Consider the following 21,040-nt stretch of genomic DNA (forward strand, 5'->3'; position numbering starts at 1 on the left):
ATCGAGTTCCAGTCCCGTAAAGTGACTGTTCCTCACCAATTCACAAAACTGAGAATACATCGATTTTGTGTCTGCGCATCACCCGCAAGTGGGGGTGAATATTCCTCAATTTTGAGGGGCCTATGCTGGGCGCATGTGCGGCAGGTTCGCGATGGATGACAAGGTCAACGCCGAGATCACCGACTTCGTCGAGCAGACCGGCCGGCGACCCGAGGAGTGGAGAGCCGACTGGGAGTCGGCGTACAACCTTGCGCCGACCGACGACATCCCGGTGCTGATCGACTCGGCCAAGACCCGCGAGCTGCGTTTCGAGCGCGCGCACTGGTCGCTGGTGCCGTCGTGGTCGGAGACGCTCAAGCTCAAGTTCCCCACCTTCAACGCGCGTGCGGAGGAGATCGCCGAGAAGTCGACCTGGCGCAAACCGGTCCAGTCGCACCGGGCGATCGTGCTCGCCCGCGGCTACTACGAGTGGCAGGGGCCGAAGGGCCACAAGACGCCGTTCTTCATCCGCTATCCCGAGGGGCGGCTGATGGGCTTCGCCGGGCTCTACTCCTGGTGGCGGGACCACAGCAAGGCGGAGGACGACCCCGACCGCTGGGTGCTGACCGCGACCATCCTCACCTCGGATGCGGTGCAGACCCTCGCGGACATCCACGACCGGAATCCCGTGATCCTGCCCGAGGAGATGTGGCAGCACTGGATCGACCCGTCGATCGTCGGAGACCAGGCGCTCGTCGACGAGGCCGTCCGGGCCGGTGTGGCGGAGGCGGAGACCCTCCGCTTCGACCAGGTCGCGCCCTTCAAGACCAGCGACGACGGGCCGCAGCTGATCGAGCCCGTCAGCGCGTGAGCTCGATGATGTCGCTGCGGTGCGTGTCGAGGCGTCGACCCGTCTCCGCGAAACCCAGCGCGTGCAAGTCGGCGAGACCCCAGGTGTCCTCCACGGTCGATCTGCCGTCCGGCGTCACGACCTCGAGCTCGATGAGCCACACCCGGTCGACCCCGTCGAACCGCCCGCGCTGGGCGGCCTGGGTCACCGAGTAGGCGCGATCCGCCCATCCGTCGTTGCGGTAGTACGGCACGCGCAGGGTCGGGTCCTTCACGCCGCGGAAGCCGGCCGGGTAGGTGCGCATCGCTAGCCGCGGCCGCTGCGAGGGTTTCGCCGACTCGTCGAAGACGACCGCGTCGCCGCGTCCGGCGTTGGCGGCCATGGCTGCGCTGACCTCCGCCCAGTCGCTGTCGTTCTTCGCGTACGGTCCGCGCTGCAGCGCGTAGACCGGCGCGCAGAGCAGCGCGAACACGATCGTCACGCCCGCGGTCGCCGCCACGGTGCGCCGCGCATCCCCTCCGATCAGGCGCCCGAGCACCAGGATGCCCTCCGCGACGAGCAGCGCCGCGGCCGGCGCAGCGAAGGTGGAGTACCGGCCGGTGTACATCGGATACGCCGCATTGGCGAGCAGCATCGCACCGGTGGGCAGGAACAGCCAGGCCGAGGCGACCAGCCGGGTGGAGATCGCGCGCGGTCCGGGGAAGACCGGTCGGGAGGCGCGGAGCCGCCGGGCGCGCCAGGCCGGCCAGAGGCCGAACCCGATCAGGGCCCACGCCGCGATGGCCACCCAGGGCATCCCGAACCAGAGGAAGTAGTACCAGATGGAGGGATCGTCCGGCGTCTCGCCGAGGTACTTGATCTGGCTGCGCTCCAGGTAGGCGAGCACCGCGAGCGGCGACACCGCGACGACGGCAGCGGCCGACGACAGCGCCCAGGCGCGCACCGTCGCGCGCGATGCCCGGGAGGCGAGCAGCACGGCCCCATGAGCCACGAGCAGGGTGATGGAGTACAGGAAGAGGTACGACATCGCGGCCATCCCGGCGCCGTACAGCACCCAGGCCAGCCGCCGCGCGGCCGGCGACAGGCGACGGCCGCCGCCGTCGACGAGCCACAGCAGCAGGAGCGTCAGCCAGGCGGCGGCTGCCGCGGAGAACGCGTACGAACGCGCCTCCTCTCCCGCGTAGGTGAGGCGAGGCAGCACCGAGGCGACCACGCCGCTCACCACCGCGGCCCGGAGTCCGCCGCGCCGTCCCGCGATCAGGGTGACGGCCGCGACCGCGGCACCCACGGCGACCGCGCTGGGCAGCCGGAGCGCGAACGCACTGTCGCCCGCGAGCCGGATCCAGCCGTGCATGACCAGGTAGTAGAGCCCGTGAACCGCATCCACGTGGAAGAGCATCCCGAACAGGCTTCCGACGGATCTCTTCGCCGACAGGAGGGTGGCCGCCTCGTCGCCCCACAGCGACGGAACCCAGCTGAACGCGGCGCACAGCGCGGTCGCGACGACCCCGAAAAGGAGCGCGATCGTCCACGGCCTGACCGCGCGCAGCGGTTGGCCTGCCCGGGTGTCCGGCTCGAGGAGGACGGTCATATCTCAGCTTCTAGACGCTCGACGGGAACACCATCGAGACAACCAGATAACCCTGGGCGACGCGTGGGCGAGCACTACGGAAACTCACAGGCGCGGCGGCCTGCCGCCTCTCAGACCTCGCCGCGGCGCGCGCCCGCCCACAGGTCGACGCCGGAGTCGGTCGCGTGCTTGTCGATCGCGGCCAGCTCCTCCGCCGTGAAGTCGAGGTTGCCGAGCGCCGCGACGTTCTGCTCCAGTTGGTCGACGCTGCTGGCGCCGATGGTGAGGGAGGTGACCCGCTCGTCCCGCAGCGCCCACGCCAGGGCGAGCTGGGCGAGGGTCTGGCCGCGCTTCCCGGCGATGGCATTGAGCGCGCGCAGCCGGTCGATCGCCTCGTCGGTGAGCCAGTCGGTGTCGAAGGACGTGCCCGCGCTCGCGCGCGACCCCTCGGGGATGCCGTCGAGGTACTTGTCCGTGAGCATCCCCTGCGCCAGTGCGGTGAAGCCGATGACGCCGACGCCGAGCTCGTCGACCGCGTCGAGCAGTCCCTCGGTCTCGATCCACCGGTTGAGCATCGAGTACGACGGCTGGTGGATGAGCAGCGGGGTGCCGAGGTCGCGCAGGATCTCGGCCGCCCGGCGCGTCTCCTCCGGTCCGTACGACGAGATGCCGACATACAGCGCCTTCCCCGAGCGGACGGCCGTATCGAGGGCCTGCATCGTCTCCTCCAGCGGGGTGGAGGGGTCGGGTCGGTGCGAGTAGAAGATGTCGACGTAGTCGAGTCCGAGGCGCGTCAGCGACTGGTCGAGGCTGGCGAGCATGTACTTGCGGCCGCCGCCGCCCTGGCCGTAGGGGCCGGGCCACATGTCCCATCCTGCTTTGCTGGAGACGACGATCTCGTCGCGGTACGGCCGCAGGTCCTCCGACATGATGCGGCCGAAGTTGGTCTCGGCGGCGCCGTAGGGAGGACCGTAGTTGTTGGCCAGGTCGAAGTGCGTGATGCCGAGGTCGAAGGCGCGCCGCACGATCGCCCGCTGCGTCTCGAACGGCCGGTCGTCGCCGAAGTTGTGCCACAGCCCGAGCGTCAGCACGGGGAGGTCGAGTCCGCTGCGCCCGGTGCGGCGGTAGATCATGTCGTCATAGCGGGAAGGGTTCGCAACGTGGGCCATGCCTCCACATTCGTACGGCCCCCGCCAGAAGTCCAACCGCTGGGACCGATCGGATTGATCGACCCTCGTGCTGCATCGGCGCCGATGCGCCCGCTATCGGACGAGATTGCGCCGGCCCTGCCGGCGCTCGCAGCGTCGGAGATCCGGCCGCTATCGAAGGAGATTCGCCCGCGAATGGGCCGGATCTCCTGCCCCACCGCGTCGCGTCGGAGATGGGAGCGCTCCCGTCCTTCGATAGCCGCGGCGCGGGCTGTTGCCCTGGCATTGCTCGCAGCGTCGGAGATTCGGCCGCTATCGAAGGAGATTCGCCCGCGAATGGGCCGGATCTCCTGCCCCACCGCGTCGCGTCGGAGATGGGAGCGCTCCCGTCCTTCGGTAGCGCGAGCAGCGGGCTGTCCCCGGGTGTTGCTCGTAGCGTCGGAGATCCGGCCGTTATCGAAGGAGATTCGCCGGCGAATCGGCCGGATCTCCGTCCCCACAGCGTTGCGTCGGAGATGGGAGCGCTCCCGTCCTTCGACAGCGGGAGCGACGCGCAGCGCGCCCCACACGAAAGCGGCGGCCGCGCTCCAGGAGCGCGGCCGCCGCTTGGGTCGTACGAACGGATCAGGTCCGGTTGGCGCCCCGCCTCATCCACCCGACGATGGCGGTGATCACGAAGAACACCAGGCCGAGGATGGCGAGCCACAGGAGTCCCTTGATGGCGAAGCCGAGGATGGCGAGGACCGCCCAGATCACGAGCAGGATGACGATGAGAGCTATCATGCGACCATCTGACTCCCAGGTCGCATTCAGGTCAATGGCCGGTGGGGGCCCTTGCATCGAGCGGCCCACTTGCGATACGGCCCGCGCGACCGCCCTACCGGATGGGCAGTTTCGTGTCGTCCTGGTGGTACAGGAACTCTTCGAGCGGGTACGGCTTGTGCTCGATCGCCGCGGCGATCGCCAGCTGCCCGATCACCGTCTCGACCACGGCGCGCTCGAAGACGCCGAGTCCGGCGGGCAGCTGCACCACCGTGAGGTTCGCGTGTCCGGCACCCGGGACGTCCGTCGCAGCGGCCGTCGTCACCAGCACGACCGGAACCCCGGCATCGAGTACGGACGAGGGGATGCTCAGCTCGCGCCCGTCACCGAAGATCACCAGCGCATCGTCATCCGACAGCACCTCCATCGGCCCGTGCAGGTACTGGAAGGTCTCGAAGGCGGTGCTCGGCGTGCGCAGGCCCTCGCGGACCATCAGCGACAGCTCGGCCGCCGCGGTCAGGGAGCCGCCGCGCCCGACGACGTCGATCGTCTTCGCCGCGGCGAGCACTTGCCCGATCGTCTCTGCCGCGCCGGCGTAGTCGCGCAGCGCGTCGGCGGCCCGGGCCGGGATGCGCGAGGCCTCCGCACCTGCGTCCACCGCTCCGACGTGATCGAGCAGCAGCGCGTAGGCGAGGATCGTCGCGGTGAAGCCGCTGGTGTAGACGGGGGAGTCGGGGAAGCCTCCCAGGCCGAGCACCGCATCCACTTCGTCCTTGATGGGCTGCTCCGGGAAGTTGCTGATCCCGATGCGCGTACCCGCGGCCAGCCTGCGCGCGGCGGCGAGCGGTTCGGGGCTGCGCCCCGACTCCGACACGACGATGCTGTGATCGGCGCTCACCACCTGCAGCCCGTCCGCGACGTCGGAGGCGACGACTCCCGCTGCCGGGTGCCCGGCGGCCGCGAGAGCGGCCACCAGCGCATGCGACGAGTTCAGGGAGGCGCCCATCGCGACGACCGCGACGCTGTCGTCAGCGCCCCACTGCGGCAGAGGGGCTGCGGCGAGATCGCGCAGCACCGTCTCGTGCGCGAGGGCGAGGTTCTCCGGCTGTGCGCGCATGGCGTCGACGAACGAGGCTTTGGGTTCCATGGGATTCCTTCTCTGGATGCGGGTGGTCGGTCAGCCCTTGACGGCGCCCGCGGCCATGCCGCTGACGACGTAGCGCTGGAAGATCATCGCGACGATGATCGGCGGGAGCGCGGCGACGATGCCGCCGGCCGCCACGAGCCCGAAGTCGGTCGTGTACCGGCCGGCGAACTCGCTGATGGCGACAGGGAGCGTCTTCGCCGCGTTCGACGAGGTGAAAATGAGCGCGTACATGAACTCGTCCCAGGCCAGCAGGAACGCGAACATGATGGCGGCGAAGATGCCGGGCCGGGCGGCGGGCAGCACAACGCGGAACAGCGCGCCGAGGCGGCTGGCGCCGTCGATCCGCGCCGCCTCCTCCAGCTCCTCGGGGATCGTGAGGAAGTAGTTGCTGAGGATCCACAGCACGAACGGCACCACGAGAGAGCAGTCGACGATCACCAGTCCGATCACGCTGTCGAGCAGTCCGAGCGAGTTCAGGATGAGGTACAGCGGGATGAGCAGCGCGATCTGCGGGAGCATGTACGTCGCGAGGAAGAGGATCAGCACTGCCTGACGGAACCGGAAGCGCAGCCGGGCGAACGCGTACGCGCCGAGGATGCCGACGATCATCGAGATCGCCACTGTGCCGACCGCGACGATCGTGGTGTTGGCGAGCGCCGCGCGGAAGGTCGCGCCGACGCTGTCCCCGCCGCCGCGGAAGATCGTCTCGTACCGGCTCCAGTCGAGCGTGTCCGGGATCCACTGCAGCGGGGTCGAGATGAGGATGCGCTGCGGCGTCACGCTGGCGACCACCATCCACCCGAACGGCAGCAGGATCAGCACCGAGACGAATACCGCCGCCAGGTGGATGAGGATCGAGTTGCGGGTCGTGCGTTTCACAGCAGGCTCATCTCGGATCGGCGCAGCAGGCGGAGGTAGATGAAGGTCAGCACCAGGATGACCAGCACGATGATGTACGAGAGCGCGGCGCCGACTCCGAAGTTCTGGTCGGAGAACGCGGTCGTGTACGCGTAGTAGGCGACGGTCTGCGTGCCGTTGACCGGGCCGCCGCGGGTCATCGCGTAGACGATGTCGAACACCTTGAACGCCTCCACCGTGCGCAGCACCAGCACGATGGAGATGGAGGGGACCAGCATCGGCAGCACGATCGACCGGAAGATCCGCGGCCAGCTCGCGCGGTCGACCTTCGCCGCCTCGTACAGCTCGCTCGGGATGGACGCGAGCCCGGCGAGCAGGAAGAACGCCACCAGCGGGGTCGTCTTCCACACGTCCGCGAGGATGACCATGTTGAGCGCGAGGGTCGGGTCTCCGAGCCACGCCTGGTACTCGTGGATGATCCCGAGCTGGGTGAGGGCGGCGTTGAGGGAGCCGTACTGGGCGTTGAAGATGCCCTTCCACATGGCCGCGTTCACGATCGTCGGGATCGCCCACGGGATGATCACGATCGCGCGGAACAGCCACCGCGCCCGCAGCTTGGCGTTGAGCAGCCCGGCGACGATCAGGCCGAACACGAGCTCCAGCGCCGTGGAGACGAGCGTGAAGTACAGCGTCCGCCCCATCGCCGCCCAGAACCCGGACGACGTGAGGATGTGGACGTAGTTCTGCAGTCCGACGAAGGGGGTGTCGGTCGCCAGAGCCGAGTTCACCTCGAAGAACGAGATGAGGAGGGTGCGGAGGATCGGGTAGACGATCACTCCGAACACCGCGACCGCGGCGGGGACCAGCAGCCAGAAGGCGAGCCGTCCCTGGTTGTCGCGCTTGCGGCGGTTCCGTCGCCCGCCCGTGGTGGGCGCGCGTCGCTCCGTCTCGACTCCGGCGACCGACACGCCGCTCATCCCTGGGACTCGTTCGCGGCCTTGACCGCGTCGTCGAGCGCCTGCTGCGGGCTCTTCTTGCCGAGCAGCGCGTTCTGGATCTCGACCTGGAGCGCCTGCGACACCGTGTTGTAGTTCGCCACCGGCGGGCGCAGGATCATCGAGTCGTACGCCTTGCCGGCGGCCGCGAAGACCTCCGGGTTCGACTTGGTGATCTCGGGCTTGGTGTAGCTGGCCTTCCAGTTCGTCATCGACGACTTCGTGTACTGGTCCTGCACGGCCTCACTGGTCACGTACTCGATGAACTTCCATGCGGCGGACTGGTGCTTCGACTTCGCACCGATCGAGAGGGCCATCGAGCCGTTCACGCCGGGGTTGTCTCCGCTGGGACCTGCCGGCGGGGAGGTGACGGCGACCTGGCCGACGACCTTCGAGATCGACGGGTCGTTCTGGTCGCGGAAGGTCGACTCCCAGTTCAGCTCCATCGCCGTCTTGCCCGCGGCCATGGACTTGTCGGTGTCGTCCTCCAGGAAGGTGGTCGATGCCGGGTCGGTGAGTCCGTCGTCGATCGACTTCTTCATGAACTCGAGCGCCTGCACGCCCGCGCCCTTGTTGATGTCGAGCTTCCCGCTGGAGTCGGTGAACTGACCGCCGTACGCCCCGAGCATGACCGCGTAGTCGCAGATCAGCGCCTCGGCCTGCGCCCAGCTCCAGGCGAGCGGGTACTGCACCACTCCCGCGTCCTTGAGCTTCTTGGCCACGGCGAGCACGCCATCCCACGTCTTGACGTCGTCGGGACCGGCGCCCACCTTGGCGAGCATGTCCTTGTTGTAGAAGAACAGCTTGGTGGAGGGGCCCCACGGCACGCCGTAGTACTTGCCCTTGTACTCGGCGCTGGAGAGGGCGCCGCCGAGCATGTCCGACTTCCAGCTGGACGGGAACCGGTTGGTCACGTCGGTGATGATGCCCTTGGATGCGAACTCGGCCGGCCAGATCACGTCCGACAGCACGACGTCGTAGGTGCCCGCGGGCGCCGAGGTGACGATCTTGTCGTGCAGTGCCTCGTAGGCGACGAAGGTCGGCTTGACGGTGATCTTCGGGTTCTTCTTCTCGAAGGCCGCGATCATGTCGTTGATGTTCGACTCCGAGTAGCCGGCCTGCTTCATGAACAGGGCGTTGATCGTGCCCGTCCCGTCGCCCTGCCCGCCCGACGAGGTGCCGGCCCCGGTGACGCTGCAGGCGCTCAGCGCGAGGGCCGCGGTCGCCGCGAGCCCGACGGTCGCGAGGGCGCGGCGGCGCCCCCTGGATGTGGTTCTCATGACTTCCTCCGTGTGTTTGTTGGTGCGAAGGGGACAGCGGTGGCCGCCTCCGTGAGCCGCCGGGCGAGCGCGAGGGCGCCGCGCACCGGGGGGACATCCAGCAGGTGGATGGAGTGGGCGAGCCCGCGGGCGCGCAGGCGCTCGCCGAGGGCCTCGAACAGTCGTGGCTGGTGGCTGATCACGCCGCCGGCGCAGACCACGTCGGCGCCTGCCGCGCCGCGGCGGTGCACGAGCTCGACGCTGTGGGCGAGTTCGTCGGCGGCGTTCTCGACGACGCGGGCGGCGCGGGCGCTCCCGGCGTCGGCGGCCGCGAAGACCAGGGGAGCGGCTGCGCCCCACGCGGTGACGCGCGGCCGGACGGTCAGGGCGTTCGAGAGGCCGACGATCTCATCCACACCGAAGTGGGCGAACAGCAGGTCGGCGAGGGCATCGCGCGGCTCGTCCTCGTCCACCGCTTCGAACAGGGTCCGCACTGCGTCGCGCACCAGGGCGGGAGCGCTTCCCGGGTCGTTGAGGATGTAGCCGTAGCCGCCGGCGCTGACCAGCATCCCGTCGATCCGGCGGCCGACCACCTTGCTGCCGGTGCCGGCGATGACCGCGATCGCCTCGTCGAACCCGGCGGCGGGGCCGACCAGTTCGACGTCGTTGACGGCGAGGGCAGGGCCGTCGTGGAGCTGCGAGAGAGTCTCCGAGAAGGCGAGGGTCTGTCCCTCGCTGTCGAGGCCGTGGGCGCCGACGACGAGCGGGGCGGCATCCGCATCGGGCACCGCGTCGAGGAGGGCGAGCAGCCCGCGCACGTTGTCCTCCGAGTGGAGGTGTCCGCCGTGCTGCCAGTCGGCCGTCTTCACCGAGAGGTCGAGGAGCGCGGCGCCGGCGTCGTCCTCGACGCACACGTGCGTCTTGGTCCCGCCGATGTCGATTCCGACGATCACGTCTGCTCCTCTGCGTCATTGAAGGGGTTCCTTCTTTCCTATCGGAGTGAGAAGAAGTTGGAGCTAAACCTAAAGGCCCTCTCCGACGTGTGTCAAGAGCCGAACCTCGCGGCCGACCGTCGATTCGTCACGAATGCGCGCGATTCGTCACGAATGAGCGCGATTCGTCACGAATCGCTGTGGGAAGACGGTCAGAACGCGAGGTAGGCGAAGCCGTTGACCTCGGCGGCGGCCAGCTCCGCCGCGCCGAGCAGCACCGCATCCTCGCGGTGGGTCGCCGGCTCGATACGGGGGACGCGGATGATGCGCCCGCGCAGCCGCTCCTGGATGCCCGGGATCACCGTGTCCGAGCTGCCGACGAAGCTGCTTCCCACGACGACCAGCTCGGGGTCGAGCACGATCACCAGCGCCGCGACCGCGATGGCGACCATGTCGAGGATCTCGTCGGCCATCTCCTTAGCGTCGGCATTGCCGTCGCGAGCCAGCTCGAACACGTCCTCGGCGGTCAGTGCGCCGCTCGGCGGGAGCGGGATCCCCCGCTCGCGCGCCCGCTGGGTCAGCGCGAGCGAGCCGATGCGGTCCTCCAGGTCGCCTCGGGCGTCGTACGACCGCTCGAGCGACGACCGCTCCATCAGCAGGTACCCGATCTCGCCCGCTTCGGCGCGGGCGCCGCGGTGCAGTTCGCCGTTCGCGACGATCCCCGCGCCGAGTCCGTTCTCGAGGAACAGTGCCACCAGGCTGGACAATCCGCGCCCGGCCCCGGTATGGAGCTCCCCGTAGGCGAGCGCGTTCGCGTCGTTCTCGACGACCACCGGGAGGGGCGTGCGCTCGCGCAGCAGCGTCCCGAACGGCACGCCCGTCCAGCCGAACTCGGGCATCGTGCCGACGACGCCCTCCGGCTGCTGCACGACGCCGGGCACCGCGATGCCGACCGCGAGGCACGGGGTGCCCATCGAGTCGGCGGTGGCGATGAGATCGTCGAACAGCCGGAACACCTTGCGCAGCTGCCGGTCCTGGTCCGGCGCGCGCTGCGCCACCTCGGCGTCGTCGACCGGGCGCGGGCCCAGTTCGACGGAACGCCGGAAGACGATCTTGCCGTCGAAGTCGACCAGGATGCCGGTCACCGTCTCGGCGCGGAGCTGGATCGCCGCGACCAGCCGCGAGCTCCCGGCGTAGCGCAGCAGCACCGACGGCCGGCCGCCGGTCGACGGCTCCTGGCCTGCGGCGACGACGAGGCCGTCCTCGATGAGGGAGGCGGTGAGCCGGTTGATCGTCGCCGGGCTCAGCCCGGTCTTCACGCCGAGCTGCTGGCGGGAGAGTGCTCCAGAGTCGCGCAGCGCCTCGATGATGGCCGTCTGGTTGACGCGTGCGAGGGTGCTCGTGGTCGCCGTTGCGCGCGTCCTCTTCGCCACCGGCGCCTCCTCATCCCTGGCCTTCGGCCTCCGCCGCTTGCGCGACCTGGGGAAACTTTACTATCGCTCTGGATGGATGTGCGTGCGCGCTTGCCGGCCGCACCCGCGCCCCCGTCGCGCTCAGCATACCGACGCGCACCGAGCGACCCGCACCGGGTGACCCGCTCCGGGGGCACTCGAAATGGGGCGCGACCGCCGTCCGGGCACCGGCCTACCGTGGGGGCATGTTCCGGTTCCCCCGTGAAGCGATGCGCCGGCGGCGGCCCGACCCCGCCGTCGGTTCCTTGCTCGCGGGCGCCATGGCGGGCGGGATCCGCGACATCTACGGCCACACCGTCACCTTCGTGCCGGAGGACCTCGTCTACGTCGAGCGGCTGTTCACCGACCTCGGTTCGGACGAGGGCTTCGTCGGCGACGACTTCACCCTGCAGAGCCTCGGCTGCCTGATCGGCGAGATCCTCGTCCGGACGGATGGCGGGCACTGGAGTCGCACCGCCCACCGCCGCGGCGGCCGGGACGACACCGGGCTGGAGGTCGTGCTGCCCAACGGCCGTGCCGTCAATCCGTTCCGTGCCGCGTACGACCGCGCCGATCGGGGTTCCGGCTCCTCCGTCATCGACTTCCGCCAGCTCGCACTCGCCTCCTGACCCCGCTCGGGGCACAGAATGGTGCCGACGGAGAGGGGCGCGGATGTCGAAGGGTCGCCTGGAAGCCTTCAGCGACGGCGTGCTCGCCGTCGCGATCACTCTGCTCGTACTCGACCTGCATGTCGATCCGGGAGCGCGTGAGGGGCTGCTGGCGCAGTTGCTCGCGGCCTGGCCGTCCTTCGTCGCCTACATCGTCAGCTTCCTGGTGATCGGCGTGATCTGGGTCAACCATCACGCCATCGTCCGGTTCGTCGAGGTCGTCGACCGCCCGCTGCTGTTCTGGAACCTCATCCTGCTCCTGTTCGTCACGGCGCTGCCGTTCACGACGGCCACCCTCGCGGGCGCCCTGGCCGATGGCAGCGCATCCGACGTCCGCGTCGCCGCGGTGCTGTACGGCTGCACCACGACGGGCTTCGCCGTGGCGTTCACGTTCCTGTACGGCCGCATCACGAAGTCGCAGGTGACGGAGGGTCGGATGGATGCGGCCACGCGCAGGCGGGCGATCCGCCGGTTCGGTGTCGGCACCGTGCTCTACCCGGTCACAACCGTGATCGGCCTGGTGAGCGCGCCCGCGATGCTGGCGGCGCTCGCCGCGCTGAGCTTCTACTACCTGTTCAACCAGACGGGTGCGTCCGAGCGCGAGCCACGCATCCCGACCTAGTCGGCGCCGCTCCTCATCGGCGACGCGGGCCGCTAATGTGTGCGTCGACGGGAGGAGGCCGCGTGCGGGTTCTGACGTGGCTGGGCCGGCACGACCCGGGGTACAGCGCGCTGCGCCGGGCCGGGCGTGCCGCGATCGCCGTGCCGCTCCTGTTCCTCCTCGGCAGCCGGGTGCTCGGGAATCCGGAGATCGCCCTCTTCGGGGCGTTCGGCGCCTTCGCGATGCTGCTGTTCGTCGACTTCGGCGGTCCCGTGCGCGAGCGCATCCAGGCCCAGGTCGCGCTGGCGCTGGCCGGGGCGGTCCTCATCTGCCTGGGCACGCTGGCCTCGACGCAGCTCTGGCTGTCGGCGGTGGCGATGGCCGTGGTGGCGTTCGGCGTGCTGTTCGCGGGCTCCGTGAGCTCGGTGATCGCGTCGTCCGGCACGTCGCTGCTGCTGGCCTTCGTCCTTCCGGTGACGCTCTCCGGAACCGCCGCCTCGATCGGGCCGCGGCTGCTCGGCTGGGGTATCGCCGCCGCGGTGAGCGTCCTCGCCGTCTCCCTGTTGTGGCCGGCGCCGGTGCGCGAGCCGTTGCGCGGCCCGGCGATGGAGGCGTGCCGGGCACTCGCTGCGCGGTTGCGCGCCGACGGCGTCGTGCCCGCGCCCGGGCCGGACGTCGCCGTTCCCGGGGGCGACTCATCGGTCGCCGCGCTGCAGCGGACCTTCCTCGCCGCGCCCTACCGGCCGACCGGCCTGAGCGCGCCCGCCCGCACCGTCGTCCGGCTGGTCGACGAGCTGACCTGGCTGGATGCGGTGATCGCCCAGTTCGCCCGCCACGGCCGCGACCCCGACGCCGGACTGCCGGCCGATGCCGCCGCCTGGCGCATGCGGACCGCTGCGGCGGAGGTGCTCGACGAGGGCGCTGTCCTCCTCGGTCAGCACGGCGGCGACCCGACGGCTCTGGAGGCAGCGCTCGCGCGCCTCGCCGACGAGCGCAGCCGGGTCGAGGTCGCCACGCTCGCGCCCGCCCCGATGCCGCCGGGCACGGGCGGCATCCAGGCTGCGGAGGAGTTCGCCGCGGCGCTGGGCCCCGGCTTCCGGGCCCAGGAGCTCGCCTACGCCGTCGCGACCGTCGCCGGGAACATCGCCCTCACCGCGCGCGCCGAGCGCCGGACGTGGTGGCAGCGGATGCTCGGCCGCCAGCCGGGCGGCCTCAGCGGTCCGCTCGCCGCGGCGACGGAGCGCGCCACCGGCTTCGTCGGCCCGAATTCGGTGTGGCTGCGCAACAGCATCCGTGGGGCGATCGGCCTCGGACTCGCGGTGCTGCTCGCGAAGCTCACCGGCGTCGAGCACTCGTTCTGGGTCGTCCTCGGCACCATGTCGGTGCTCCGCTCGAGTGCGCTCAGCACGGGGCAGACCGCTCTGCGCGGGGTCATCGGCACCGTGGTCGGAGTGATCGTCGGGGCCGCGGCGCTGTTCGTGATCGGGGCGAATCCGGTCGTGCTCTGGCTGGTGCTCCCTCCGGCGATCCTCATCGCGGGGATCGCGCCCGCTGCGATCTCGTTCGCGGCCGGTCAGGCGGCCTTCACGATCGTGCTCGTCCTGCTTTTCAACGTGATCGCGCCCACCGGCTGGACCGTCGGTCTCATCCGGATCGAGGACATCGCGCTCGGCTGTGCGGTGAGCCTGGTCGTCGGCGTCCTGTTCTGGCCCCGCGGGGCCTCCGCGTCGCTCCGGTCCGCCGTGGGCGACGCCTACCTGGCGAGCATGGAGTACCTGCGTGCGGCCGTCGCCTACGGGATGACGCGCTGCGACCGGACGGCGCCGCACCGCTCCGAGCCGAGGCAGCAGTCCCTGGAGGCCGCCGCCGCCTCCCGCCGGCTCGACGACGCCTTCCGCACCTACCTGACCGAGCGCGGCACGAAGCAGCGCCCGCTCGCCGAGGTCTCGGCGCTGGCGACCGGCGTGGCGGGGGTGCGTCTGGCCGCCGATGCCATCGTCGAGCTGTGGCGCGGGCAGCCGGCGGGGGACGGCGACCGGAGTGCGGCGCGTGACGCGCTGGATGCGCGGCTGGGTCGTCTCGAGGGCTGGTACCGCTCGCTTTCCGACGCCCTGACCGCGCGCGACCCTCTCCCCGTCCCCGACCATGCCGACCCATCGGCGGAGAGCGCCCTCGCTGCCGCGGTGCTCGGCGAGGCGGCCGACCCGAGCGGTGCGACGGCCACCGCGGTACGCATCATCTGGACCGCGGACTACCTGGAGGTCGTCCGCCGGCTCGAGCGGGCCATTGTCGCTCCGGGCGCCCCACCCGGCGCCTGAGGCCCCTGGGGGCGATCCGCGCGACCCCCGAAATTGACCCCCATCTTGGGGTCCGCACTTTGGTGGACAGACCGGTACTGTTTATCCCAACCCCACCGGCCCCGAACCGTTGGGGGGATGCACCGTCGACGAGAGATCGCAGACGGCTTACCCGATCATCCGTTACCGTCGACGCTGATGCCCAGTGCGTCATCACATCAACGTTTGCGCTTTTTTATGGAAAGTACCCGAGCTTCCATGCTGCGAAACATCGATCCCATCATTCAAGGTCCCCTTCTGTCCGCCCTCGAGGCGGTGAAACCGGGAGGCTGGATCGCGATCACGTCCGTTGCGGCTCCCGGCACCGCCGACACGATCACCGTCGACGCCCCGCTCGACCGGATGGCGCCCGCGCTGTTCCAGGCGGTCCCGCTGAGCAGCCAGGCCGAGCCGATCATCGGCTGGCTGGCTGACGCTGCCGACGACGACGCGCTCGACGCGTTCTTCGCCGTGCAGGGTTCCGCCCGCGACGCCGAGCGACGTTCCTTCGAGATGGGCCGCCTCCTCGAGGTCCCCTCCGAGGTCTGGGACAACGTCGAGCTGACGCTCGTCGTCGACTCCCCGGCCGAGTTCACCTTCTTCGCCTGCACCGGCGGCAGCCAGCACGAGCTGGTCGAGCTGCTCGCCGTCCCGGAGCGTCAGGCGGCCTGAGCGCCGCTTCCCCGGCGGGTTCGACGACTCAGATACCCCATTCGTCGAACTCGTCGGTGGGCGGACCCACCGACTCCATCGTGGACGCGCCTGCCGCGGTGAGCTCCTCGTCCTGCTCGGGCTCCGGCCTCTTCTCGATGGAGACGGGGGCGCCCGGCCGGACCAGTACCTCGATCTGCGCGCCGGCGGAGGTCAGGGTGATGAACCCGCCTCCCGAGCGCACCGCGCTGAGGATCTGCTCGCGCACGCGGTCGATGTCGTCCTCGTCGGCGACGAAACGCCGGCCGGCGATGTTCACGAGATAACTTGCCACGGGCTTACTCCCAGATTGCACGTCGTGAGGACTCTCACGACAGCGTCGGGGGCGCAGGCACGCTCGGCGATGCTTGTTGGATGGTAACCCCGCTGCCTCCACACGGCCAGGGAAGCGGACGTTCTGTAAGCGAACCCCACGGTCCTGACGCGGGCGTCACTGAGAGTTCTTTCATGGTAGGTCGCTCCCTCGTGGCGTGAGCGGCCCAGCCAGGTGCATGACTGCAATAATCGCGCCTGGCTCGGTCTCGAGCGCAGAACCCTGGGGGGACGTGGATGTCACGTAATAGCAGCATTTTCGGGCGGCTTGCCGCCGCAGTCGCGGCCGCCGCAGCGGTCGTCCTGGCCGGACTCGGCGCGGCTCCGGCCGGCGCGGTTCCGGGCACGACGCCCACGCTCGCGGTCATCGGTTCCGTCACAGCCCCGAACGGCGGGGACACGTTCGCGACCGTGCCGAACATGGCGGTGGATGCTGCGCATCACGCGCTGTACGCGCTCGAGGAGGGCGGCAGCCACAGCAGCCTGGCGGTGATCGATTCGGCGACGCGCACGGTGACGAGCAGCGTCGCGCTGCCGCACATCCCGAACGGCGTCTCGATCGACGCCGCCCGCGGCTTCGTGTACGTCACCGTCAGCGACATCAACGCAGGTACGTCGGCTCTGTGGGTGATCAGCAGCAGCACGAAGGCCCACGTCGCCACGATCCCGCTGGGCGTCTTCCAGGTCGTCGGCGCCAGCGGCAACGCCGGGATCGCCGTCGACCCATCGACCGGATCCGTCTACGTCCCCGGGGGTCTTCTCCAGGGCGGCACGAGCGTTCCGTCCCTCCAGGTCCTGACCGCGGCCCAGATCTCGACCGCCGTGGGAGGGACGACCGTCACGCCCACCGTCATCTCGCTGCCGTCTACGACGCAGGGGGCGAGAGCGGTCGCCGTCGATTCGGCCGCCGGCATCGTCTATGCCGTGGGCGAGGGTCTGTCGGGCTCATCGCTGTACGCGATCAGCGCCGCCTCGAACGCGGTGACCGCGACCATCCCGCTCAGTGGGCTCCCGAACAATCTGACCGTCGACTCCGCGTCGGGCACGGTCTACGTCTCGCAGCGGACACCCGCCGGGTATGCACTGGCCGCGGTGCCGCGCGGCGCCGCTGCGGCGACCGCGACCATCGCCCTCCCCGCCGGAGGAGAGTCGCTCGAGGTCGACCCGAACCTCGGCACGCTCTTCGTCGCCATCTCGCAGCCGTTCGAGGGGGGCACGGTCAACGAGCTGCTCGCGATCAGCACCGCCTCCCGTGCGATCGTCGCGAGCAGCCCGCTCCCCACTCCCGCTGGTCTGGCGCTGGACACGACGACCGGAACGGCATTCGTCTCGGGAGCCATGGCCGGCAATACGACCATCGCGGCGCTCCGTCTGTTCGGAGTGGCCCGCGTCGCCGGCGGCGATCGCTACGCGACGTCCGTCGCGGTCTCGCAGCGCGCGTTTCCCGGCACCGCGCCCGTGGTCTACATCGCCTCCGGAGCCAACTACCCGGACGCCCTCGCGGCCGGTCCTGCCGCTGCGAAGCGCGGGGGTCCGCTGCTGCTGTCCGCCCCGTACGCCCTTCCCGGCGACGTCGCCGCCGAGGTGAAGCGCCTCACGCCCGCGACGATCGTGGTCGTCGGCGGCCCCGCATCCGTCTCGGATGACGTGCTCGCCCAGCTGCGTGCGATCGCCCCGGGAGCGACCATCGCGCGTGCGGCCGGGGACGACCGGTTCGCCACCTCGCGCACGGTGGTCGCGGGCGCCTTCACGACCGCGGGCACGGTGTACCTCGCGTCCGGCTCGAACTTCCCGGACGCGCTCGCCGCCGGCGGGGCCGCGGGCGCGCAGGGCGCGCCGATCCTCCTGGTCGACGGTGCGGCGAGCAGTGTCGATGCGGCGACGGCGTCCCTCCTGTCGACGCTGAAGGCGAAGAACGTCGAGCTGGTCGGCGGCACCGCGGCGGTGTCGGCGGGGATCGCCACGTCGCTCACCCATGCCGGTTACACGGTCGCCCGGCTCGCGGGCTCCGACCGGTACGCGACGGCGCAGGCCGTCAACGAGCACGCGTACACCCACGCCTCGACCGCCGTCCTGGCCACCGGGTTCGGATTCCCGGACGCCCTGTCGGCGACGACCTGGGCGGCCACCACCTCCTCGCCGCTCTACCTCGCGCCGGGCTCGTGCGTTCCGCGCGGAGTCCTCGCCGACCTAGGTCGGCTGAGGATCGGCACCGTGACCCTGATCGGCGGACCGGCGGTGCTCACCGCATCCACCGCGGCACTCACCCCCTGCGTCGGGTGAGGTCCCGGGACGTCGCCCCGCCGGCCGGCTGATCCGCCCTACGGCGTAGGAGTCGCCGTCGGGGTCGACGGTTCGGCGGGCGCGGTGGCCTCGGCGGACGGCTCGGGCGAGGCCGCGGGCGTTCCGGCCGGGCCGGGCGTGCTGCCCGGCGCGGCCGGGGGAGCTGTGGCGTCGGTCCCGGGCGCGGCCGTCGGTCCGCTGCCGGGGGCAGGGGTCGCCGTGCTCGTGGGCGGCGCCGTCGGCGCCGGAGTGCTGCCGGTGGCGGGAGTCGCGGACGGGTCCTTCTGGATGACGGCCTTGAGCTGCTGCTCGAACTGCTGCAGCTGGGCCTGGACCTCGGTCATCGAGAGGCCCCCGAGGTTCTTCGAGAACGCCATGATCTGCGCCCACAGCGCGTTGAGGCTCGCGACCGTTTCCGCGCTCGGCGGTCCGCTGAGGGTGATCACCAGTTGTTCCGCGAGCGCGGCGGTGAGGCAGTTCAGGCAGCCGTAGTTCGCGGCCACCGACAGGTTCTGCGGAACGACGACGTCCGACTGCCCGACCACCAGCACGACCTGGAAGCCGACGGCGACGGTCGTGCAGCCGGAGCATTTGGCGAAGGCGTAGGCGCCGTTGGTGTTCAGCGCCGACGCGCCGTCCGTCACCCAGACCAGGGCGAAGGCGACGTCGTAGAGCACCGAGCCGTCGGTGGTGTTCACCGCGAGCGCCTGGTTGTCGCCGGGACGCGGGGGCAGCGGCTTGTCGAACGGGAACACCCACGACGGGGCGTTCGTCGTGCGGGGGAGGAGCACCATGGCCAACTGCGGATGATCGGCGGTGGGCCGCGAGCCTCCCGTCCAGATGGTCTGCACCTGTCCCGAGGACCCGGCCGACAGGTGGCCGGGACGGTACTGCGCGGGGGCGATGATGTCCGAGATCGTGCCGCGCTCGTACGCCTGGATGGGCCGGTAGGTCTGCGGCGCCGGCCACCAGGCCCAGGCGAGACCGGCGATCAGGGCGAGCACCGTGGCCGCGGCGATCCCGCGGCGGACCGGTCGGCCTCGGGTCGAGGTCCACATCCGCGCCAGTCCGGATCGCGCCAGGCGCAGCAGGATGTAGAGGGTGCCGAGCACGGGCAGTGCGGTCGCGGCCATCAGCACGAGTTGCGCCGCACCCGCGGTCGCATCCCCGCGCCCGAACGCGCCGGCCACTGTGTGCCCGCGCTCGGAGAGCGCGACCCAGGCGGTGGCGAGGACCCGGGGAAGGGTCAGCACCATCATGGCCAGCGAGAAGATCAGCAGCGGCACGACGGTGAGCACCCAGACGCTCACGACGGCGCGCGCCCACGGCTTGAGCATCCGCGACTCGGGCCGGTTCCACCGCCAGGGGAGCAGCCCGAGGAGGGTCGGCCGGATGCGCTGGAACAGGTCCGGAACGCCGGTCAGGTCGGCGAGCACGTGGTAGCCGTCGAATCGCACCATGGGCAGCAGCTGGTGCAGCATCTGGAGGAGCTGGGTCACGACGACGAGCAGCAGTGCGTCGTACCGGGTGACCCACCAGACGCCGACGATGACGACGGCGACGATCGCGTTGAAGTACAGGCCGCCGAGGTCGGTGCGCACGCGGCCCGCCCGTCCGAGCCGGTACGAGTCGGTCACGTCGGTGAAGAAGGCGGGCCAGAACAGGTAGAGCCCGACGCCCATCCTGCCCGGCGTCGCGCCTCCGTACCGGGCGGCGGCGGCATGGCCGAACTCGTGGAAACCGGCCGACACGATGGTCACCGCGACGATCAGGAGCAGAACGCCCGGGTCCTGGAACGCCTGGTAGGTGGCGCCCGCCAGCCCCTGGACGGCGAGCAGCCACCAGCACGCCGCCACGAACAGGCAGAGCACGGGGATGACGGCGAGCGGATGGAACAGCGCGGCGAACGGCGCCGTCACGCGACGGGTCGCCTCCGGGTCGACGATCTCCTTCCGCAGGCGCAGCGCGAGCAGCGGATCGGAGCGCTTGAGCTCGGGCTGGGACCCGTCGGCGCGGGTCAGCAGGCCCAGCGGGCGCAGCGACGAGTCGATCAGCGCATCCACGTCGTCGGCGCCGACCAGCCGTCCGACCCGGTCGGATGCTCGGGCCGCCACGTCGGCACTGCTGCTCCGGCCGTCGATCTCATCCAGGATCGCGTAGAGGAGCGGTGTGAGCTGCAGCGTCTGACCGTCTGAGCGCCGTACCAGCGCCGGCGGCTCGCGGTAGCCGGAGCCGCGCAGGGAGCCGAGCAGCTGCACGCCGTCGGCGCGGACCGGGACGTGAGCGTCCCGGTCCGCGCCTTCCGCACCGGGCGAGTCCGCGGAGGGGCGCTGCCCCTGGGCGGGGCTGCGCTCGGGGGTGACCGTCACTGTCGGCTACTGCTGGATCGTCGACTGCTGGCCGGCAGTCGCGTCGGCGGAGCCCGTGATGTTCTGGTTGATGACCGCGTCCTGGTGCGAGACCGCCGCGGCCTGGCTGTCGATCGATCCGATGTTGGCGGCGACGCTCGCATCGATCGGGGCCGCGACATTGGCGTTGGCCGCGATCGCTCCGTTGACGGGGGCGTCGAGGTTGGCGTTGGCGTCGAGGTTGAGGTCGACGTTGAGCAGGCTGCCGTCGGTGAGCGAGCCCGGGGTCGTGGTCGCCGCCGGGGCGGGATCCGGCGTCGGCGCGGCCGTGGTTGCATCGGCCGGCGTCAGCGTGCTGGCCTGGTCGGAGTGGGCGATCGCGTCTCCGGTGATGCCCTGACCGATGGCGGCGGACTGGTCCGCGCCGGCCACCGCTGTCGACCCGGCGGAGAGCACGTTCGCACCCGCCGACGCCTCGACGGGGGCGGCGACGTTGGCGTTGGCCGCGACACCCAGGTCGACCGGGGCCGCGAGGCCGAGCCCGAGGTTCAGGTCGGCGTTGAGGTCGAGGATCGAGGCGACCTCTTTGTCGGGGAGGGCCGTGACCCCCTCGGCGGCCAGTTCGTCGGCCGACAGCGGCTGCAGGTCATCGTTCTGTTCGTCGTTCACGTGCGACTCCGTCTCCGGGCACGAGCCCTGGTGGGCGCAGGCCTTCTGCGCGCTCCCGGCGGAAGTTACGCCGGCCTCGAGACGCTCAGGAAGACCGTTTCGCTGTGTGAAGGATCATGGTAAGAAGCGCGGAATTCCGCGGATTCGGCCGGCGCCTCCGC

At 70.7% G+C, this 21,040-nt stretch carries 18 protein-coding genes; 6 read left to right on the forward strand and 12 right to left on the reverse strand.

Annotation, left to right across the window (positions count from 1 at the left end; translation table 11 throughout):
- The first annotated feature begins 133 nt into the window (after window positions 1–133).
- The gene (locus QRN40_RS09750) at window positions 134–850 is read left to right on the forward strand and encodes an SOS response-associated peptidase (RefSeq protein WP_285115403.1); all 717 of its coding nucleotides are present in this window, start codon (window positions 134–136) and stop codon (window positions 848–850) included.
- On the opposite strand, the gene QRN40_RS09755 is transcribed toward QRN40_RS09750, so the two are convergent.
- From QRN40_RS09755 to QRN40_RS09795, 9 genes are all read right to left on the reverse strand, one after another.
- A complete protein-coding gene (locus QRN40_RS09755) occupies window positions 840–2,420 on the reverse strand; it encodes a glycosyltransferase family protein (protein ID WP_285115404.1) in 1,581 nt (526 codons plus the stop codon). The two genes, QRN40_RS09750 and QRN40_RS09755, sit on opposite strands and share 11 nt — an antisense overlap.
- Window positions 2,421–2,530: 110 nt before the next feature.
- Complete coding sequence (gene mgrA, locus QRN40_RS09760) at window positions 2,531–3,568, reverse strand: L-glyceraldehyde 3-phosphate reductase (RefSeq protein ID WP_285115405.1); 1,038 nt, start codon at window positions 3,566–3,568, stop codon at window positions 2,531–2,533.
- A gap of 603 nt (window positions 3,569–4,171) precedes the next feature.
- On the reverse strand, window positions 4,172–4,330 hold the full coding sequence (locus QRN40_RS09765) for a hypothetical protein (RefSeq protein ID WP_285115406.1): 159 nt from the start codon (window positions 4,328–4,330) through the stop codon (window positions 4,172–4,174).
- Between the two features lie 94 nt (window positions 4,331–4,424).
- A complete protein-coding gene (locus QRN40_RS09770) occupies window positions 4,425–5,456 on the reverse strand; it encodes an SIS domain-containing protein (protein ID WP_285115407.1) in 1,032 nt (343 codons plus the stop codon).
- A 30-nt stretch (window positions 5,457–5,486) separates the two neighbouring features.
- Window positions 5,487–6,335 (reverse strand): carbohydrate ABC transporter permease, encoded by an 849-nt coding sequence (locus tag QRN40_RS09775; RefSeq protein ID WP_285115408.1) that lies wholly within the window; start codon window positions 6,333–6,335, stop codon window positions 5,487–5,489.
- Entirely contained in the window at window positions 6,332–7,291 is a 960-nt protein-coding gene (locus tag QRN40_RS09780) for a carbohydrate ABC transporter permease (protein ID WP_285115410.1), read from the reverse strand. Before QRN40_RS09780 ends, QRN40_RS09775 begins: the two co-directional genes overlap by 4 nt.
- Window positions 7,288–8,589, reverse strand: a complete 1,302-nt coding sequence (locus tag QRN40_RS09785; RefSeq protein ID WP_285115411.1) for an extracellular solute-binding protein — start codon at window positions 8,587–8,589, stop codon at window positions 7,288–7,290. The genes QRN40_RS09780 and QRN40_RS09785 overlap by 4 nt, the downstream gene beginning before the upstream one ends.
- Complete coding sequence (locus QRN40_RS09790) at window positions 8,586–9,521, reverse strand: N-acetylglucosamine kinase (protein WP_285115412.1); 936 nt, start codon at window positions 9,519–9,521, stop codon at window positions 8,586–8,588. Before QRN40_RS09790 ends, QRN40_RS09785 begins: the two co-directional genes overlap by 4 nt.
- 191 nt (window positions 9,522–9,712) lie before the next feature.
- Window positions 9,713–10,933, reverse strand: coding sequence for an ROK family transcriptional regulator (locus tag QRN40_RS09795; RefSeq protein WP_285115413.1), 1,221 nt, complete (start codon window positions 10,931–10,933; stop codon window positions 9,713–9,715).
- 224 nt (window positions 10,934–11,157) lie between these two features.
- On the opposite strand from QRN40_RS09795, the gene QRN40_RS09800 reads away from it, so the two are divergent.
- The 4 genes from QRN40_RS09800 to QRN40_RS09815 all read left to right on the forward strand — a co-directional run bounded on the left by QRN40_RS09800 (window position 11,158) and on the right by QRN40_RS09815 (window position 15,228).
- Window positions 11,158–11,580, forward strand: a complete 423-nt coding sequence (locus QRN40_RS09800; RefSeq protein ID WP_285115414.1) for a hypothetical protein — start codon at window positions 11,158–11,160, stop codon at window positions 11,578–11,580.
- A 43-nt stretch (window positions 11,581–11,623) separates the two neighbouring features.
- Window positions 11,624–12,241 (forward strand): TMEM175 family protein, encoded by a 618-nt coding sequence (locus tag QRN40_RS09805; RefSeq protein WP_285115415.1) that lies wholly within the window; start codon window positions 11,624–11,626, stop codon window positions 12,239–12,241.
- 62 nt (window positions 12,242–12,303) lie between these two features.
- Window positions 12,304–14,538: an FUSC family protein gene (locus QRN40_RS09810; protein ID WP_285115416.1), complete on the forward strand. Its 2,235-nt coding sequence runs from the start codon at window positions 12,304–12,306 to the stop codon at window positions 14,536–14,538.
- Between the two features lie 237 nt (window positions 14,539–14,775).
- Window positions 14,776–15,228: an RbsD/FucU family protein gene (locus QRN40_RS09815; RefSeq protein WP_285115417.1), complete on the forward strand. Its 453-nt coding sequence runs from the start codon at window positions 14,776–14,778 to the stop codon at window positions 15,226–15,228.
- A 28-nt stretch (window positions 15,229–15,256) separates the two neighbouring features.
- Here QRN40_RS09815 and QRN40_RS09820 read toward each other — a convergent pair whose 3' ends face one another.
- The gene (locus tag QRN40_RS09820) at window positions 15,257–15,541 is read right to left on the reverse strand and encodes a hypothetical protein (RefSeq protein WP_285115418.1); all 285 of its coding nucleotides are present in this window, start codon (window positions 15,539–15,541) and stop codon (window positions 15,257–15,259) included.
- Between the two features lie 275 nt (window positions 15,542–15,816).
- Here QRN40_RS09820 and QRN40_RS09825 point away from each other — a divergent pair, with 275 nt between their 5' ends.
- Window positions 15,817–17,862 carry a cell wall-binding repeat-containing protein gene (locus QRN40_RS09825; protein WP_285115419.1) on the forward strand — a complete coding sequence of 682 codons (2,046 nt, stop codon included), beginning with the start codon at window positions 15,817–15,819 and terminating at the stop codon, window positions 17,860–17,862.
- A gap of 38 nt (window positions 17,863–17,900) precedes the next feature.
- On the opposite strand, the gene QRN40_RS09830 is transcribed toward QRN40_RS09825, so the two are convergent.
- Both QRN40_RS09830 and QRN40_RS09835 read right to left on the reverse strand, forming a co-directional pair.
- Window positions 17,901–20,231: a hypothetical protein gene (locus tag QRN40_RS09830; protein WP_285115420.1), complete on the reverse strand. Its 2,331-nt coding sequence runs from the start codon at window positions 20,229–20,231 to the stop codon at window positions 17,901–17,903.
- Window positions 20,232–20,237: 6 nt separating this feature from the next.
- Window positions 20,238–20,879: a peptidoglycan-binding protein gene (locus QRN40_RS09835; protein ID WP_285115422.1), complete on the reverse strand. Its 642-nt coding sequence runs from the start codon at window positions 20,877–20,879 to the stop codon at window positions 20,238–20,240.
- Window positions 20,880–21,040 lie beyond the last annotated feature (161 nt).

This window comes from Leifsonia sp. fls2-241-R2A-40a (genome assembly GCF_030209575.1).
GTDB lineage: Bacteria > Actinomycetota > Actinomycetes > Actinomycetales > Microbacteriaceae > Leifsonia.

Excerpts from the sequence above, each read along its gene's own strand:
- QRN40_RS09750 (WP_285115403.1), top strand. The coding sequence starts at position 134 with ATGTGCGGCAGGTTCGCGATGGATGACAAGGTCAACGCCGAGATCACC.
- QRN40_RS09755 (WP_285115404.1), bottom strand. The coding sequence starts at position 2,420 with ATGACCGTCCTCCTCGAGCCGGACACCCGGGCAGGCCAACCGCTGCGC.
- mgrA (WP_285115405.1), bottom strand. The coding sequence starts at position 3,568 with ATGGCCCACGTTGCGAACCCTTCCCGCTATGACGACATGATCTACCGC.
- QRN40_RS09765 (WP_285115406.1), bottom strand. The coding sequence starts at position 4,330 with ATGATAGCTCTCATCGTCATCCTGCTCGTGATCTGGGCGGTCCTCGCC.
- QRN40_RS09770 (WP_285115407.1), bottom strand. The coding sequence starts at position 5,456 with ATGGAACCCAAAGCCTCGTTCGTCGACGCCATGCGCGCACAGCCGGAG.
- QRN40_RS09780 (WP_285115410.1), bottom strand. The coding sequence starts at position 7,291 with ATGAGCGGCGTGTCGGTCGCCGGAGTCGAGACGGAGCGACGCGCGCCC.
- QRN40_RS09785 (WP_285115411.1), bottom strand. The coding sequence starts at position 8,589 with ATGAGAACCACATCCAGGGGGCGCCGCCGCGCCCTCGCGACCGTCGGG.
- QRN40_RS09800 (WP_285115414.1), top strand. The coding sequence starts at position 11,158 with ATGTTCCGGTTCCCCCGTGAAGCGATGCGCCGGCGGCGGCCCGACCCC.
- QRN40_RS09805 (WP_285115415.1), top strand. The coding sequence starts at position 11,624 with ATGTCGAAGGGTCGCCTGGAAGCCTTCAGCGACGGCGTGCTCGCCGTC.
- QRN40_RS09815 (WP_285115417.1), top strand. The coding sequence starts at position 14,776 with ATGCTGCGAAACATCGATCCCATCATTCAAGGTCCCCTTCTGTCCGCC.
- QRN40_RS09825 (WP_285115419.1), top strand. The coding sequence starts at position 15,817 with ATGTCACGTAATAGCAGCATTTTCGGGCGGCTTGCCGCCGCAGTCGCG.